Raw genomic sequence first — 15,891 nt, 5'->3', positions numbered from 1 at the left:
AAGGCGGCCTTCAACAGGGCCGCCTTTCTTGTTGCCGTTTGATTGCGGGTACACACGTTTGCGCAGCTGGCGTCTGCCATTACCAGCCTATATCAATAGGCAGAGTGGGCGGAAAGGTGGCCTAGGCCACTCTGCTCAGCGCAAACGCCTACTTTTGGGCGTGGTTTTCTGCTGAAAGCTGCACGTATTGCGTTTCTGCCCGTTTGCTAGTGGCCTAGGCCACCTTTCCGCCCGCTCTGCCATGAAACACCTCCTCGCCACACTGCTGCTTGGAACCGCGCTTACTACTGCCTGCAACCGCGCCCAACCCGAAACTGCCACAGAACCGGCAGCTCCGGCCCCCCTTCCCGGCCCCGATCTTATGGCCCTGACCGACTCAGGAGGAGTTGCGGAGCGCCTGATCCTGGCTTACGGGCAGCAGTACCCCGCCTCAGAAGTTATTATGCATACGCGCCTCGGCGACATGCGCATCCGCCTCTACGACGACACGCCCCTGCACAAGGCCAACTTCTTGCTGCTCAGCCGTAAGGGCGTATTTGATGAAACGGTGTTTCACCGGGTAGTGAAGGATTTTGCTATTCAGGGAGGTAACTCCAACTTCCGCACTATTGACATGAAGGAGTACCACCTCAAGCCGGAAATCAGGCCCGAGCATTTCCATAAGTACGGGGCACTGGCAATGGCCCGCTACGATGGCGCACAGAACCCCGGCAAGCTCTCCTCCAACAACGACTTTTACATTGTGCAGGGCAAAAAAATGAGTGCAGCCGAAGCCAAAGCCTCCTCGAGCCGCCCTCTCACGCCTGAGCAGATAAAGGCCTACACTACCAGTGGTGGCACCCCCGGCCTCGATGGCGAATACACCGTGTTTGGGGAAGTAGTTGAAGGGCTCGAGGTCATCGATAAAATTGCCAATGAGCCTCTCGACCCCTATAACTGGCCTAAGAAGGACGTGTGCATCAAGATGGAAGTAGTAGAGCCTCAGAAGTAGCAGACTGCTTTTTTAGTAGTCTCGCTTACATACAGCAAGGCCCGGCTCGCTAGGAATAACCCTCCTAACGGGCTGGGCCTTGCCGTAGGGTAACCCCTTGCTTTTTACGGCCGACGCACAGCTACCAGGCGGCTATGCAGTACGTCGCCGGGTTGCTCCTGTAACAGTTCCCGGGCTTCGGCGCGGGTATAGGTCATTGCGTTGCTGGCTTCGTTGGCGAAGAACCGGGGAGCACTGGTATCAGCCTGCGGATCTTTAGCCTCCTGCCGGGCCGGGTATAAATCAACTTCATTGGGGCGCACGGCAAACACTTGGTAGAAATAGTACCGCTGCTCAGTGGTATTGCGCGGCTGAAACTGCACCACATATACGTCGCCTACGCGCGGGTTTTGCAGCTGCGCCGAGATGCTGGTAGTATCTGTGGGTGCCGCTGAAGCCGGTTGGGTTGCCACTGGTGAGGCAGCCGGAGCAGCTGCAGATTGCTCTGAGGAAGGCGCCGAGTTGCAGCCGCTGCTGAGTGCAACACCAGCCAGCAGCATGGGTAGTAATCGAGATAGAATTTGCATGGGGTAAGCTAGTAACGAACTAGGCGTAACGAAGCAGACAAAAAAAGGTGGCCTATATGTAGTAGGCCACCTTTTTTTATTGAGTGAGAGCGGGCCGGGGCCTACCACACTTTAGCACGGTCAGCTTGGGCGCGCACCATCTTGGCGTCGTCCTTGCAGCCAAATGCCTCAAAGAACTCCGGCATGTTCATGAGCGGACCAACGGTGCGGAACTGACCGGGTGAGTGCGGATCTGTCATTACCTGCTGGCGCAGGTACTCAGGGCGGGCGTTAGTACGCCAGATCTGAGCCCAGGCCAGGAAGAAGCGCTGCTCGGGGGTGTAACCATCAAACTTGGGGCGGGCACCATTACCGTACTGCTTCTGCAGCTGCTTCTCCAGAGCCGTGTAGGCAATGTTCAGGCCGCCCAGGTCAGCGAGGTTTTCGCCCATGGTGAGCTTACCATTCACGAACACGGAGTCGAGGGGAGTGAAAGCAGAGTATTGCTTCCCTACCATGTCGGCACGCTGCTCAAACTTGGCGGCGTCCTCCTTGGTCCACCAGTCGCGCAGGTTGCCTTCAGAGTCGTACTGCCGGCCCTGGTCGTCGAAACCGTGGGTGATTTCGTGGCCGATTACCGCACCCATGCCGCCGTAGTTTACCGCGTCATCGGCCTTGGGGTCGAAGAACGGGGGCTGCATGATACCGGCCGGGAACACGATTTCGTTCATTGGCGGGTTGTAGTAGGCATTCACCGTGGGCGGCGTCATGCCCCACTCGCCGCGGTCAATGGGCTTACCAAGGTGCTTAGCGTTATCAATGCTAGCCCACTGACGCGCAGCCAGCATGTTCTTCAGGTACGACTCGCGGGAGATGTTCAGGGTAGAATAGTCCTTCCACTTATCGGGGTAGCCGATTTTTACGGTAAAGGCATTCAGCTTCTGTAGGGCTTCTTTCTTGGTTGCCTCGCTCATCCAGTCAGACTTCTGGATGTGCTCACCCATGGCCTCCCGAATATTGGCTACCATTTGCATGGCCTTCTGCTTGGTGTCGGGCGTGAAAGCCTTGTCTACGTACAGCTGGCCAAAGGCCTCGCCCAGGGCGCGGTCGGTGGCGCTGTTCATGCGCTTCCAGCGGGGCTGCTGCTTCTTAGCGCCCGTGAGCACCTGAGCAAAGCGGAACGACTCATCACCAAACGCCTTTGGCAGCGCCGAAGTCAGCGACGAGACCATGTGCCAGCGCAGGTAGGTTTTCAGGTCAGACAGGGGCTCCTGCTTCAGCATGGCGCTTTCCTCCTTAAAGAAGGCCGGCTGCCCCACAATGATTTCCTTAGCTGAACCAACTTGCAGGGTTTGCAGCGTGGCAGGCAGTCCCAGGTTTGGGAACTGCTTATTGGCCTCGGCCACCGTCATTTTGTTGTAGTTGGCGTACGGGTCGCGCAGATCAACGCGGCTCTTGCTGGCTTTAGCGAGGCGCGTTTCTAGGCGCATTACCGTAGCGGCGTTCTTGGCGGCGGCAGCCTCCGAGTCGCCCAGCATTTTGAACGTGTTGGTGAGGTAGGTGGTATATGCCGCCCGAATGCTTTTTGAGCGGGCATCATCCTTCAGGTAGTAGTCGCGGTCGGGCAAGGTGAGGCCACCCTGCGAAATCTGCACCGCATACATGGTGCTGTTTTTCTCATCCTGCCCAACATACTCGCCATAAAACGCCCCCGTACCTAACAGCTGCTGGCGGGCAATTTCTGCTTGCAGGCCTCTCAGGTCCTTAATGGCCGCAATGCGGTTCAGCTCGGGCTGCAGATACTTCAGGCCGGCCTGCTCAATGGCCATAGTATCCATGGCAGAAGCATAATAGTCACCAACTTTCTGCTCGTTGGAGCCTTTGGCCGCGGAGGTGTTCTTAGCCGCCTGTTCCAGAATCTGCCGCATTACGGCGTTGTTCTTATCACTGAGCTCATTAAACGAGCCCCAGCGTACTTCAGCCGCCGGAATGGGGTTGTTCTTGAGCCAGTTGCCGCTGGCATACTGGTAGAAGTCGGAGCAAGGGTCTACTGACTTGTCTACATTGGCTACGTTGAGGCCTACGCCGGGCGTTACGGCTTCTGCAGCAGGGGCCGCGGGGGCAGTGGTAGTGGCCGCGGCCACGGGAGCAGCCGTTTTGCTTGATGCACAGCCTGCCAGGGCCAGACCAGCAGCGGCTACGACCGCCAAAGTCAGGCTATTACGGTTTTTCATAAGGAGATTGTGTGGGTTGGGAAAGTGCGGATGATACACCCAAGGTAAGTGAAAAAGCTCACTCACGCCGTTGAGTGGCCATTGCCAAAGTGGCTTTTGCGGAACGCAAAGACGCTGCCAGGCCAGGTAGCATTGCACGCCTAGCCTGCTGATTTGGCTCGGGGCGGCCATTAAGAAGAGCAGTACGGAACAGGCCTATTCCCCCTCTACACTCACAATTTCACCACTTCACCACTTCACCTTTCGTAACTTGCAGTTCTATGCCGCTCTATAACCGCCGCCCTGAGCCGGGGCTTTCCGCGTCGCCCCCTGCTGCCCTGCCCCTGGCCGAGCTACTGGCCCGCGTGCGGCAAACCTTGAGCGAGCGGTTTGCGGATTCTTACTGGGTGCTGGCCGAAATTGCTGACCTCACCGTTCCTCGCTTTGATGGGGCTCACTGCTACCTTACCCTCACCGACCAGCACACCACCGGCCGCGGTGCTCAGCTCAAAGCCCAGGCCCGCGCCACCATCTGGAGCCAGCGCTACCAGCAGCTAGCTCCCGCTTTTGAGCAGCAGACTGGCCTGGCGCTGAAAGTGGGCCTGAAAGTAATGCTGCGTGTGCAGGTGAAATTTCACGAGCAGTTCGGCCTCTCCCTCGATGTAGTAGCCATTGACCCCACCTACACCGTCGGCGACCTGGCTCGGCAGCGCCTCGAAACCCTGCGAAAGCTGGAGGCCAAAGGTCTGCTGGAACGGCAGCGCCGCCTTACGCTGCCTATTGGGGTGCAGCGCGTAGCCGTTGTCTCCTCTCCCACCGCCGCCGGCTGGCAAGACTTTGTGCAGCAGCTGCGTGAGGCCCCTTTCTATTTTGCCCTGACGCTCTTTCCCGCTTCCATGCAGGGCGATGACTCTCCAGCTAGCATTCGGGCAGCGCTGGCGGCCATTAAGGCCCGCCGCCGCGAGTACGATGCCGTGGTTATTATTCGGGGCGGAGGCTCCAAAACGGACCTGCTGGCTTTTGATGATTATGGCCTAGCGGCGGCCGTAGGCGCATTTCCGCTACCCATTATTACCGGCATCGGCCACGAGCGTGATGAAGCCGTGGTTGACCTCACGGCTCATACTTCGCTTAAGACTCCTACGGCCGTAGCGGCCTTCCTTATCGAACGGCTTGCCCGCTTGGAGGCAGCGCTTGATGGATACGGTGGCCGCATTCGGGAGCTGGCCCAGGCCCGCGTGCAAGATGCCACCGACTCTCTGCACCGCCTGTTGCGGCGCTCCCAGCAGCACGCCCGCCAGCAGCTCCAGGAGCACCGCGAAACGCTGCACCAGCGCATCCGGCTGGCGGCGGCCGCACCCCGGGCCCAGCTGCGCCAGCAGGAGCAGCAGCTTACCCGCCGCCGCCATCAGCTGCACCGGGCGGCTCGCACTGGCCTACGCAGCCAGGAGGGCCGCTTGCGCACCTTTGGGCGGGCGCTGGCTCAGCGCTTTCGGCGCCTGCATCGGCGCCGTTGTGAGCAGCTCCTGCGCCGCCGCTACCAGCTGCAGCTCGCCGCCGAGCGGCTTCTGCACCAAGCAGAGCTACGGTTGCTGCAGCTCCAGATTAGCGCAGCGGCATCACCCGTTGAGCAGCCCGCTGAACTGGCTTCCGTACCTGCGGCTCCTCTCCGGGCTAAACCCACCACCCCTACCACTAGCCGTAAAACTGCCAGCGCGCCCACTAAAGGGCAGCTTCCCTTGTTTTTGTCTTAGCGCATCTGCTTTCCCATGCCCCAACCCATAACCTACCGCCAGGCCATCGAAGAGCTCGAAACCATTCTGCGCGCTCTTGAAACCGACTCCGTGGATGTTGATGATCTCACGGCCCGCGTGCAGCGTTCCGCGGAGCTTATTCGCCTGTGCAAGCAAAAGCTGCGCTCCGCTGAGTCGGCCATTGACCAGGTATTTGAGAACCTGGATGAAGAGGATGACTCTGATGAGCTAGAAGAGGAATAGGCCTAGCGGCCCTTCTGATACCTCTGTACAGAACAGAACGAGGAAGCCTAAGCACCTAAAGGGTACTTCGGCTTCCTCGTTCTGTTCTAGGGCTGGGTGGCTTAGCCCTGGGTCGCACATAGGTTATTATCAGTTGCCCCTCTGTTTGCGCTACAGAGCGCTCTATATTTGTCCGTTCTGATTTTCCCTGCGCTTACCTGCCACCTATGAAGTCACCTGCTGCTGATTCGTCTTCGGAGCTTAATAAGGCCAGCCAATGGACCCGCAACTACCGCAACCAAAACCCCAACGCTCCTAAGGGCCATTGCATAAAAAAAGAACAGCTAGAGGCTATTCTGAGTCAGCCGGGCTGCGAAGGTATTCGGGCCTACTATGGCCTCGATGATGATGGCAACCGCAAGTTGGTTTTGGTGGGCATTGATGCCAACGAGAACGATATCCTCTCGGAGACTGGCGTGGATACTTTGCTGCGGGCCGCCGATACCGATGGCGCCGGTACTGAGTCATCCGCGGCCACTACTATTGCCACAGACCTGCCTCCTTGCCCACCGTGCTGCAGCATTGAAAATCCGCTGAACTCTTAACGATAAGCCCTTGGTGCCTTCTTGGGTAATCGGTCTGGGTATTTACAGCGACTTGATCGTGTACTGCTTCATGCTCATTCCCTTAGGGATGGCATGGAGCCGGCGTGCTTACCTTACGGGTGGCCTACGAACGCTGGCGGTGTTACCCGCTTTCTTGTTTGCGTCTTACTGGTTGATGCAGCTCGGAATTTACCTCTGGCACTACAACCTGCCCATTGCTCATCTAAGCACTTTTGGCGAGTCGTTGCTCTACCTCAAAGTATTCCGCGACAATATGAAGCCTTCCCCTAAACGACGACTTGTAAACGGGCTTGCGTTATTTTTTATCGTTTTCGCGGTATTTGATTCTTTTTATCTGGAAGGGTTTGATCAAATCAATTCCTACACCAACCTGCTCGAGAGCCTCCTGGTCACCGGGCTCATTCTGCAGTATTTTGAGGAAGTTGTTTTTTCCCAACATCGTACCGACTTATTAAGAATACCACTTTTTGTGGCCTCCATCGGCATCTTACTATATCTGGCCGGAACGGTTACTGTGTTCCTGTTCACCAATCATCTTATCATGCACAATGATGAGCTGCATGCACGCCTGGTATATCTGCTTAGCAGTGCCCTGGTTTTCATTATGGCGCTGCTGCTCACGCGTGCCTTCTATTTGGTGCGCCCCGCTGTAACGGCTGTTCAGCGCTAGGCCACAGGGCTGCCGTATTGCGTACTACTTACGCCCGTAGTCAGATAAATCCCTGTATCTTGGTGAGCTGATTATTATCTATTTGGCTGCTGCATCATTCTAATGCCCGACGCGCTTATCCCGTTGGTTCTCGTTACGCCCATCCTGCTGCTATTGGCATTGGGCATCGTGGGCTTTGTAGTGCGTTACCAACGCCGTTTGCTGCAGCAGCAGCAAGAGTTTCAGGCCCTGCAGGATGTAGCCCAGCAGCAGGCACTGGAGGCCGCCTTGCTGGCTCAGGAGGAAGAACGCCGCCGCATTGCCGGCGACCTGCACGACGGGGTGGGCACCACCCTGGCCATTGTGAAGCTGCACCTGAATATTCTTGCCCAACCCGATTTAACGCAGGAGGCCTCTGCCCTGCTCGACCAAGCCATTAGTGAAGTTCGACGCATTTCGCGCAATCTGCTGCCGGCGGCCCTGCAGAAGTTTGGCCTTTCCTTCGCCCTTGATGCCCTGGCCCGCACCATGCCCGTTGATGGGCCCACGCACGTGGTGCTGGAGCAACTAGGCAACCCACGCCGCCTCGACCCCAAGTACGAGCTCATTGTGTACCGTGTAGTGCAAGAGCTGCTTGGCAACGGCCTGCGCCACGCCCACGCCGCCCTTATTGAGATAAAAGTAGAGTTTGGCTCCGACTACTTATCTATCCATTATACCGACAATGGTATCGGTTTTGACCCCACCGTGGTGGAAGCACAGCCGGCTCCGGGCGTACGTACTGGCCTGGGCCTCACCAACCTACGCAGTAGGGTGGCCGTACTACGCGGAACGCTTCGGCATGAGTCGGCGACGGGTGAGGGTAGCCGTGTTTGGATTTCCCTACCTATCCCTTATCTTACTACTAGTCAGCCTTCTACTCTTACTATTGCATGACCACACCACCCATCCGCCTGGCCGTAGTTGATGACCATATTCTGTTTCGTAAAGGCTTGAGCGCCCTAATCAGTGGCTTTCCTAACATGGAGGTGGCCTTTGAGGCCGGTGATGGTCAGGAGGCCCTAGAACGCCTCGATCAGGGCATTGTGCCCGATGTGGTACTGATGGACCTACAAATGCCCGTGCTGGATGGCTTGCAAACTGTGCGCCTGCTGCGGGTGCAGTACCCACAGGTACGTACCATTATCATTTCTATGCACGATGAGCCCGAGCTTATTGACAGTTTGCGGGCAGAAGGTGCCCACGGCTATTTGCTCAAAAACGCCAGCCCCGAGGAAGTACACCGAGCCATTTTGGCGGTTCTAGGCCAGGATACCCGCGCTAACCGTATCATCTCAGCACGCTTCTAAAGCGTGCCCGATTGGCCTAGCAATCGTATAAACGGATAATTGTTTACAACGAAAGTGGCCTACACCACCCATACAGCCTTTAATATAGGCGAGTGGGTAGTGTAGGCCACTTCCATTGTTGCAGCCTCACTCCAGTTCCTGAGCCGGGTCCCAGAAAAGGCGTTTGAATTCTACCACCTGATCATCTTCAACTTTCACGCCCTCTGCCTCCAACGCTTCTTGCATGGCTGTGGGCGTAGAGAAGTGGTGGCGCCCCGTGAGCAGACCATTGCGGTTCACTACACGTTGCGCGGGCACCTTATCTAGGCCCAGGGCCGGTGCCGCAGCAATGAGCGCATACCCTACCATTCGGGCCCCGTGCCGGGCACCCAGGTAATGGGCAATGGCGCCATACGTACTCACGCGGCCCGGCGGTATCAGCCGCACTACTTCGTGCACATCCTGAAAAAAGTTACGGCCTTCAGCAGAGGGTTCAGCGGCAGATTTCATGCTGGCAAGATACGTGTAAACCAGTTGCCGGTTTTACACCAAATCAAGCTCAAAGGCAGTAAAATGGCAGATTTTTCCCTTAGTCCCGCGCCGTAATGGCCCGCCGCAACCGGATTTTTAGCCGTGTGGCTACGTATAATTTATGTTCATTTATGCCCTTCACCTACCTGGCTATGACTGAAAATTATGGGTACCCTATTTCAGCGCAGGAGCAAGGATTTGTATAGCGCCGAACATCAACGGGCAAGAGCAGTTCTTAAGATGAGAGCTGCACCCAAATACAAACGCCTGCGCGCCGCTATTGAGCGCCGCTTCAGAGAAACTCAGCCAGTAGAATATCTCGGGGGCGCTGGCAAATCCTGGATATTGGCCTCAATGGCGAAACCTGCAAAGCCCCGAAGAACCTCGTTGCAGAAGACCAGAAAACGCCGTCTGGAAATGGCACGGATGAAGTAATGAATGCCGCTAGTACTACCACCCCTCCAAGAATTGAGCTCCACCAAGTTTCTGGCTATAGCGCGGCAGCGCACTGTGCCTAGTACTTTGGCTACGACGAGGCGGCTCAACTCTTGCGGCCGACGCCGGAAGAAGCGCAGCCAAAAGGCCCCAAACTTAACGACCCCGCTAAAAGCTGTATCAGTCAACAGGCGATATTGACGCTTTTCTGCCAGGTTGAGTAATAGGTTTTTGCGTGTACTTACGCCGACTGTAGAGCTGCTACTAGCTTCCTAATTCCTAAAAAGCCTGCAACCTGCGGGCTTTTTTTGTGTCTTACCCCCATCATAAGCTTAAACCTTCAAGCCGTTTCTGCGTCTCACCCTGATTGCAATTTCACGGCTTCAAACGAAAAGCAAACCCAAATTCCGCGGTTAGCGTTGTCACATTTGCCTCTCTGACCACAGACACTTTTATCAAGCTGGGAATCACCTCCTTATTCCATGCAAACCCAAGAACGCGAACCAGAAGTAGCTATTCCTGAAACCGACACTCCTCGCTCCGGTGGGGCTGGCCGGCGGATACTTTGGTTGATTATCAGCCTGGCAGTAGTGGCTGCCTTGGTATTCATCAAGATGAAGTACTTCCCGGCTCAGAGTGCAGAAAAAGGAGGTGGCAAAGGGGCCGCAGGTGGTAAAGGTGGCCCTGGCGCGGCTGGTGCCAAAGGGAGCAAGGGCGGTGGCCAGAAGCTACCAGTACAGGTGTACGTAGTAAAAGCTACCAACCTATCAGATGAAGTGGCAGCCACTGGCTCTATACTGGCCGAAGAATCGGTGGTTATTAAGAGTGAAATTTCGGGCAAGATTACCAGCCTTAATATTCGGGAAGGGCAACCGGTTCGGAAAGGACAACTCCTGTTTACCATCAACGCCGACGAGATTCAATCCAACCTGCGCAAGCAGGAGTATAATATCAAGCTCTTCCGTGACCAAGAGCGCCGTCAGCGCACCCTGCTAGACAAGGAGTACATCAGCGCCCAGGAGTACGAGCAGGCCAACAACCAGCTACTCACTGCCCAGGCCGATTTACAGACCCTACGCGCCTCCTTGGCCAAAGCTTATGTCCGCGCTCCGTTCGATGGCGTGCTGGGCCTGACTACAGCCACGGTAGGAACGTACGTTAGCCCAGGGGCTGAAATCACCACGCTATCTAAGGTAAAGCCGGTTAAAATCAACTTCACGGTGCCGGGCCGCTTTGCCAGCATGGTGAAGCCTAGCGACCAGATTACTATCACCGATGAATCTTCTAACAAGAAGTTTCAGGCCAAGGTATACGCCCTTGATCCGCAGATTGACCCGGTAAGCCGCACCCAAACCGTGCGGGCCCGCTACGCTAACACAAACAACGAGCTACGACCCGGCGCTTTCGTGAAGGTAAACTTGCAGTTAGGAGAATCAACGGAGGCGCTTCAGGTACCCACTGAGTCGGTGATACCAGAGGCGGCGGGGTACAGCGTGTACACGGTGGAAGACGGGAAAATGGTACCGAAGAAGGTGAAGATTGGTGTGCGGTCTGCGAAGCTAATTCAGATAACTGATGGTTTGGCTGTAGGCGATACCGTTCTCCGTACTGGCATTCTGCAGGTTAAACCCGGCGATGCGGTAAAGGTCATTAAATAAATCAGTAGCCCAAGGGGTAGCAGAGTTCGGTGCAGTGTCTCGCAGTAGCCGTTCCTTATCTGCTAGCCTTGGCGCTTTTCTAGAGCGAGACACTCTGTGTATTTGACGTATGAGCTTATCCTCCACCAGTATAAACCGGCCAGTGCTTGCCATTGTGATGAGCTTGGTCATCGTGATTTTCGGGGTGATTGGGTTTCGTTACCTGAGCGTTCGGGAATATCCTAGCGTTGATCCACCTATCATCACGGTATCGGCGAGCTACACGGGTGCCTCCGCCGACGTAATGCAGGGCCAGGTAACGGAGCCATTGGAAGAAGCCCTGAACGGCATCCAGGGCATCAAAAACCTGACCTCCAACAGCCGCGACGGCCGCACCCAGATTACGGTTGAGTTTGACCTCGACGCCGACCTTGAAACGGCCGCCAATGATGTGCGCGATAAAGTATCGGGGGCGCAGGGTCGTCTGCCGCGCGATATTGACCCGCCGGTAGTGAGCAAGGCTAACGCCGACTCACAGCCTATTGTAATGACTTACCTGAGCAGCGACCGGCGCAATCTGCTGGAGCTGACGGACTACGCCAACAACACACTCAAAGAGCGTCTCCAGACTATTCCGGGTGTTTCCGAGATACGAGTGTACGGGGAGCGTAAGTACTCTATGCGCCTCTGGCTTGACCCCATTAAACTGTCGGCCCTGGGCGTGTCGCCGGTAGATGTGCAGGCAGCCTTGACCCGTGAAAACGTAGAGCTGCCCAGTGGCACCGTGCAGGGCGAAGCCACCCAGCTTACTCTGCGTACCATGGGCCGCCTCAGCACCGTCAAGGACTTCAACAATATGATCATCCGTCAGGATGAAACCTCCCTGATCCGCATGTCGGATGTGGGCTACGCCGAGCTTTACCCGGAAAACGACCAAACCATCTTTAAGGTAAACGGGGTGCCCATGGTAGGCCTGGCCGTCATTCCTCAGCCGGGCTCCAACCAGATTGACATTGCCGATGAGTTTAACAAGCGCCTTCAGATTTACGGCAAAGACCTCCCGAAGGACCTGGTCCTAAAGCCGGGCTTCGATAACTCGGTCTTCATCCGTAACTCTATTAATGAGGTAGAGCATACCATCATCGAGGCCTTCGTGCTGGTGGTTATCATCATCTTCCTGTTCCTGCGTGACTGGCGCTCAACCATCATCCCGGTGGTAGCCATTCCTGTTTCGCTGGTGGGCATCTTCTTCGTGATGTACCTGATGGATTTTTCTATCAACGTACTTACCCTGCTGGCCATCGTGCTGGCCATTGGCCTGGTAGTAGACGACGCCATTGTGGTACTGGAGAACATTTACTCCCGCATTGAGGAAGGCGAAGACCCAAAAACGGCCGCTATCAAAGGCTCGGAAGAAATTCTGATGGCCGTAGTTAGTACTACCATCGTGCTGGCGGCCGTGTTCTTGCCTGTCGTGTTCCTGACGGGTATCACCGGCCGGCTATTCCGGGAGTTTGGTATTGTGGTGGCCGGCTCCGTATTGATTTCGGCCTTCGTATCGCTGACCCTCACCCCCATGATGTGCAGCTTGCTGCTAAAGCGCGAAGAAAAGCACAACTGGTTTTATCGCAAGACTGAGCCCTTCTTTGAAAAAATGATTGGCGGCTACCGCGAGAGCCTCGAAACATTCCTGCGTAACCGCTGGCTGGCCTGGGTAATGGTGGCAGGTACTGGCCTAGGTATCTGGTTCTTCATGAAAACCATTCCCTCGGAGCTGGCTCCGGTAGAAGACCGTAGCCGGATAAATATTAACGCTACTGGCCCTGAGGGCGCCTCCTTCGATTTTATGGAGGAGCATATGACCGAACTCACCAAGCTGATTATAGACTCTACGGGTGAGAAAAACATGAGTAGCGTGTTTACCGTGACCTCGCCAGGTTTTGGCGGGGGCTCTAACTCGGGTATTGCCCGGGTGCTGCTGAAGAATGCCGATGAACGCCCCTTCAACCAAGAACAGCTCACCGACAAACTATCTAATGGGGTGAAGCGCTTAACCGCAGCGCGTACTTCTGTGTCACAGGACCAGAGCATTGGCAATGGGGGCGGTGGCCTACCGGTGCAGTTTGTTGTTCAGATTCAGGATTTTGATAAGCTGCGCGCTGCCGTACCCAAGTTTCTGGAAGCGGCCCGTCAGGACCCTACCTTCCAGTTCGTGGATGTAAACCTGAAGTTTAATAAGCCCGAGCTGCGCGTGAACATTGACCGCGAAAAGGCCCAGAGCCTGGGCGTATCGGTGCAAAGCATCAGCCAGACACTGCAGTCGGGCCTGAGCGGGCAGCGCTACGGTTATTTCATCCGGGGCAGCAAGCAGTACCAGATTATTGGGCAGGTGGCCCGCGAAGACCGCAGCCAGCCCCTGGATGTTCGCCTGCTGTCAGTGAAGAACGCGAAGGGAGAGCTGATTCAGCTTGACAACGTGATTCGGCTGGAAGAGAGCAGCACCCCACCCCAGCTTTACCGCTTCAACCGATATAACTCCGCTACTTTCTCCGCTTCACTGGCTCCCGGGCAGACCCTGGGCGACGGTATTGCGGCCATGCAAGCCATTGCTGATAAGAGCCTCGACGATACGTTTTCAACGGAGCTAGCCGGAGCATCCCGCGACTTCCAGGAAAGCTCTTCGTCACTGGTGTTTGCTTTTGGCTTGGCGCTGGTGCTGATTTATCTGGTGCTGGCCGCGCAGTTTGAAAGCTTCCGCGACCCGGTTATCATCATGGTAACGGTGCCGCTGGCCCTATCTGGCGCACTCTTGAGCCTGTGGTACTTTAACCAGACGCTCAACCTGTTCTCACAGATTGGCATTATTATGCTCGTAGGCCTGGTAACAAAAAATGGTATCCTGATTGTGGAGTTTGCCAACCAGCAGGTAGAAAATGGCAAAGACTATATGACTGGCCTAATTGAAGGCGCTACAGCTCGTTTTCGCCCAATTCTGATGACCTCGCTTTGCGCTATTTTGGGTATTCTGCCCATTGCGGTTGCCTCTGGCGCTGGTGCACTCAGCCGGCGGGCTATGGGTATTGGCGTAGTGGGTGGCCTGTTCTTTGCCACCGCGCTTACGCTGTACGTGGTGCCGGTTATGTACTCGTACTTCGCTACCGCCAAGAAGCACAAGCAACCGGTAGAGGAAGAAAAAGCCGTAGCGGCTTAACCAGCACTATTTCCCTTGACGCCGCTTCTTTATTTGCCGTTAACCTCACCCATGCCTCGTTCTTTCCTGCTTGCTGTTTGCCTCGCCGCTGCCCCCCTACCCTTGCTTGCGCAGCAGCCAGTTCTTCCTTCCCGTCAGCCAGCCACTCAGCCCCAGAGCAAGCCCCAAACTGAAAAGCCCGAAACGGTGGCTCCGGCGCCTTTCCTGAGCCTTGCGGATGCCATTCGGATAGGGATAGAAAACAACTACAACATCCGGTTGTCTCGGCAGGACGAGCGTATTGCGGAAAACAACGTGACGCGCGGCAACGCAGGCCAGTTGCCAACGGTTAACGGTAACCTTACTCGCACTTTTAACCGCAACAACGTCCGGCAGGAATCTTCCAGTCGCCCCGAGCCCAGTATTGCCAACGGGGCCAAGTCTAACCTGCTCAATGCAAACATTGCCGCTACCTGGACCATTTTTGATGGCTTCGGGATGTTCATTGCCTACGACCGGCTAAAGGCCTTGGAGCAGAGCCAACGGGAAATAACCCGGGCAACCGTAGAAGAAACCGTAGCCAGTATCACCGACGCTTATTTTGTGGTGGTACGGGAGTCGGGCAAGATCAACTCCATTGAGGAAGCCTTAAAGATTGGGCAAGCCCGGATTGACCTCACGCAGGCGCGGGTAGATGTAGGGGTTAGCGCTAAGGTGGAGGTACTCACCGCCCGGGTTGACTACAACGCCGACCGCTCTGCCCTGATACAGCAGCAGGAAGCGCTTCGCACGGCCAAAATCAATTTAAACAATCTACTCGGCCGCACTCCTGGCCTCGACTTTCAGCCCAAAGACTCTATTGTAGTAGCCCAGGACTTAGATCGGGAAGCCGTACTGCAGGCAGTGCGCCAGAACAACCCCCGCCTGCAGCAAGCCCGAACCAACATAGATGTGGCTACCTATGACCGGCGTTTGGTACGGGCCTCACGGTTTCCACAGGTTGGCCTGACTTCCGGCTATGGCCTCAACCGCAACATAAACGGCGCTGCCTTCTTCGGCTCACAGTTAGTAACCAACACCGGCCGCACGTATGGGTTAAACTACGGCTTGGTTGCTTCAGTACCCATTTTTGACGGTTTCAACCGCAACCGCTTAGAGCAAAACGCCCGCATTGCGGAGGAGCAAAGCAAGCTTCAGCTCGACCAGACTCAGCTGCAGCTCGATGCGGAGGCCGAACAGGCCTACGCCCAGTATCAAAACCGGCTGCAGCTTCTGGAGCTGGAAGAAACCAATATTTTGCTCGCACGCGAGAACGTGGCTATTGCGCTGGAGCGCTACCGCCTGGGTCTGCTTACTCCCCTCGCCCTCCGCGAGGCTCAGCGCACCCAGCTTGATGCCGAAGTACGTCTGTTAGATATTCGTTATCAAGCCAAGCAGGCCGAGATTGTACTACGCCGGTTGAGCAGTGGCCTAGTGCAGCAGAACGGCCCTCAATAAGTATAACGTTAGTACATATAAGAGAAAGGGGGCCGCTAATGCAGCCCCCTTTCTCTTATATTCTTCAAATGCCTACCAGATCAGGCCTACTTAGCGCAGGTCTATTTAAGATAATATGCGCGAACCTGTATTCATTCGCTTTGTAAAACAGTCCGCTTAAGTGCTACTTTCTTAGATTAATCGAAACTTGGAGTTCTTTCACAAGATCGGAAACTACATTTGTGAACCTTTTACATCATAGCTAGTTCGGAACAGCTTAATTAAAAGACTGCT

General features: G+C 55.8%; 13 protein-coding genes. 10 read left to right on the top strand and 3 right to left on the bottom strand.

Annotated features, from left to right (window positions below; genetic code table 11):
* Positions 1-241: 241 nt before the first annotated feature.
* The gene (locus HMJ29_RS12280) at positions 242-991 is read left to right on the top strand and encodes a peptidylprolyl isomerase (RefSeq protein WP_171591771.1); all 750 of its coding nucleotides are present in this window, start codon (positions 242-244) and stop codon (positions 989-991) included.
* A gap of 104 nt (positions 992-1,095) precedes the next feature.
* On the opposite strand, the gene HMJ29_RS12275 is transcribed toward HMJ29_RS12280, so the two are convergent.
* Positions 1,096-1,557: a hypothetical protein gene (locus HMJ29_RS12275; protein WP_171591770.1), complete on the bottom strand. Its 462-nt coding sequence runs from the start codon at positions 1,555-1,557 to the stop codon at positions 1,096-1,098.
* A gap of 101 nt (positions 1,558-1,658) precedes the next feature.
* On the bottom strand, positions 1,659-3,770 hold the full coding sequence (locus tag HMJ29_RS12270; protein WP_171591769.1) for a M13 family metallopeptidase: 2,112 nt from the start codon (positions 3,768-3,770) through the stop codon (positions 1,659-1,661).
* A gap of 260 nt (positions 3,771-4,030) precedes the next feature.
* Between HMJ29_RS12270 and xseA the strand changes: the two genes are divergently transcribed.
* The 6 genes from xseA (at position 4,031) to HMJ29_RS12240 (ending at position 8,349) form a co-directional block, all read left to right on the top strand.
* Complete coding sequence (xseA, locus tag HMJ29_RS12265) at positions 4,031-5,503, top strand: exodeoxyribonuclease VII large subunit (RefSeq protein ID WP_171591768.1); 1,473 nt, start codon at positions 4,031-4,033, stop codon at positions 5,501-5,503.
* Between the two features lie 15 nt (positions 5,504-5,518).
* Positions 5,519-5,746 carry an exodeoxyribonuclease VII small subunit gene (xseB, locus tag HMJ29_RS12260; protein WP_171591767.1) on the top strand — a complete coding sequence of 76 codons (228 nt, stop codon included), beginning with the start codon at positions 5,519-5,521 and terminating at the stop codon, positions 5,744-5,746.
* A 206-nt stretch (positions 5,747-5,952) separates the two neighbouring features.
* On the top strand, positions 5,953-6,330 hold the full coding sequence (locus HMJ29_RS12255; RefSeq protein ID WP_171591766.1) for a hypothetical protein: 378 nt from the start codon (positions 5,953-5,955) through the stop codon (positions 6,328-6,330).
* Positions 6,331-6,400: 70 nt separating this feature from the next.
* Entirely contained in the window at positions 6,401-7,021 is a 621-nt protein-coding gene (locus HMJ29_RS12250; RefSeq protein ID WP_171591765.1) for a hypothetical protein, read from the top strand.
* 102 nt (positions 7,022-7,123) lie between these two features.
* Positions 7,124-7,936 carry a sensor histidine kinase gene (locus HMJ29_RS12245; RefSeq protein ID WP_171591764.1) on the top strand — a complete coding sequence of 271 codons (813 nt, stop codon included), beginning with the start codon at positions 7,124-7,126 and terminating at the stop codon, positions 7,934-7,936.
* Complete coding sequence (locus HMJ29_RS12240; RefSeq protein ID WP_135433714.1) at positions 7,933-8,349, top strand: response regulator; 417 nt, start codon at positions 7,933-7,935, stop codon at positions 8,347-8,349. Before HMJ29_RS12245 ends, HMJ29_RS12240 begins: the two co-directional genes overlap by 4 nt.
* A gap of 126 nt (positions 8,350-8,475) precedes the next feature.
* Here HMJ29_RS12240 and HMJ29_RS12235 read toward each other — a convergent pair whose 3' ends face one another.
* Positions 8,476-8,838: an MGMT family protein gene (locus tag HMJ29_RS12235; protein WP_171591763.1), complete on the bottom strand. Its 363-nt coding sequence runs from the start codon at positions 8,836-8,838 to the stop codon at positions 8,476-8,478.
* Positions 8,839-9,776: 938 nt separating this feature from the next.
* Here HMJ29_RS12235 and HMJ29_RS12230 point away from each other — a divergent pair.
* The 3 genes from HMJ29_RS12230 (at position 9,777) to HMJ29_RS12220 (ending at position 15,618) form a co-directional block, all read left to right on the top strand.
* On the top strand, positions 9,777-10,952 hold the full coding sequence (locus tag HMJ29_RS12230) for an efflux RND transporter periplasmic adaptor subunit (protein ID WP_171591762.1): 1,176 nt from the start codon (positions 9,777-9,779) through the stop codon (positions 10,950-10,952).
* Positions 10,953-11,061: 109 nt separating this feature from the next.
* Positions 11,062-14,142 (top strand): efflux RND transporter permease subunit, encoded by a 3,081-nt coding sequence (locus tag HMJ29_RS12225; RefSeq protein ID WP_171591761.1) that lies wholly within the window; start codon positions 11,062-11,064, stop codon positions 14,140-14,142.
* Between the two features lie 51 nt (positions 14,143-14,193).
* Entirely contained in the window at positions 14,194-15,618 is a 1,425-nt protein-coding gene (locus HMJ29_RS12220; RefSeq protein WP_171591760.1) for a TolC family protein, read from the top strand.
* The last annotated feature ends 273 nt before the right edge of the window (positions 15,619-15,891 follow it).

Source organism: Hymenobacter taeanensis (assembly GCF_013137895.1).
Classification (GTDB): Bacteria; Bacteroidota; Bacteroidia; order Cytophagales; family Hymenobacteraceae; genus Hymenobacter; species Hymenobacter taeanensis.
This window is presented reverse-complemented; position numbering and strand designations above follow the sequence as displayed.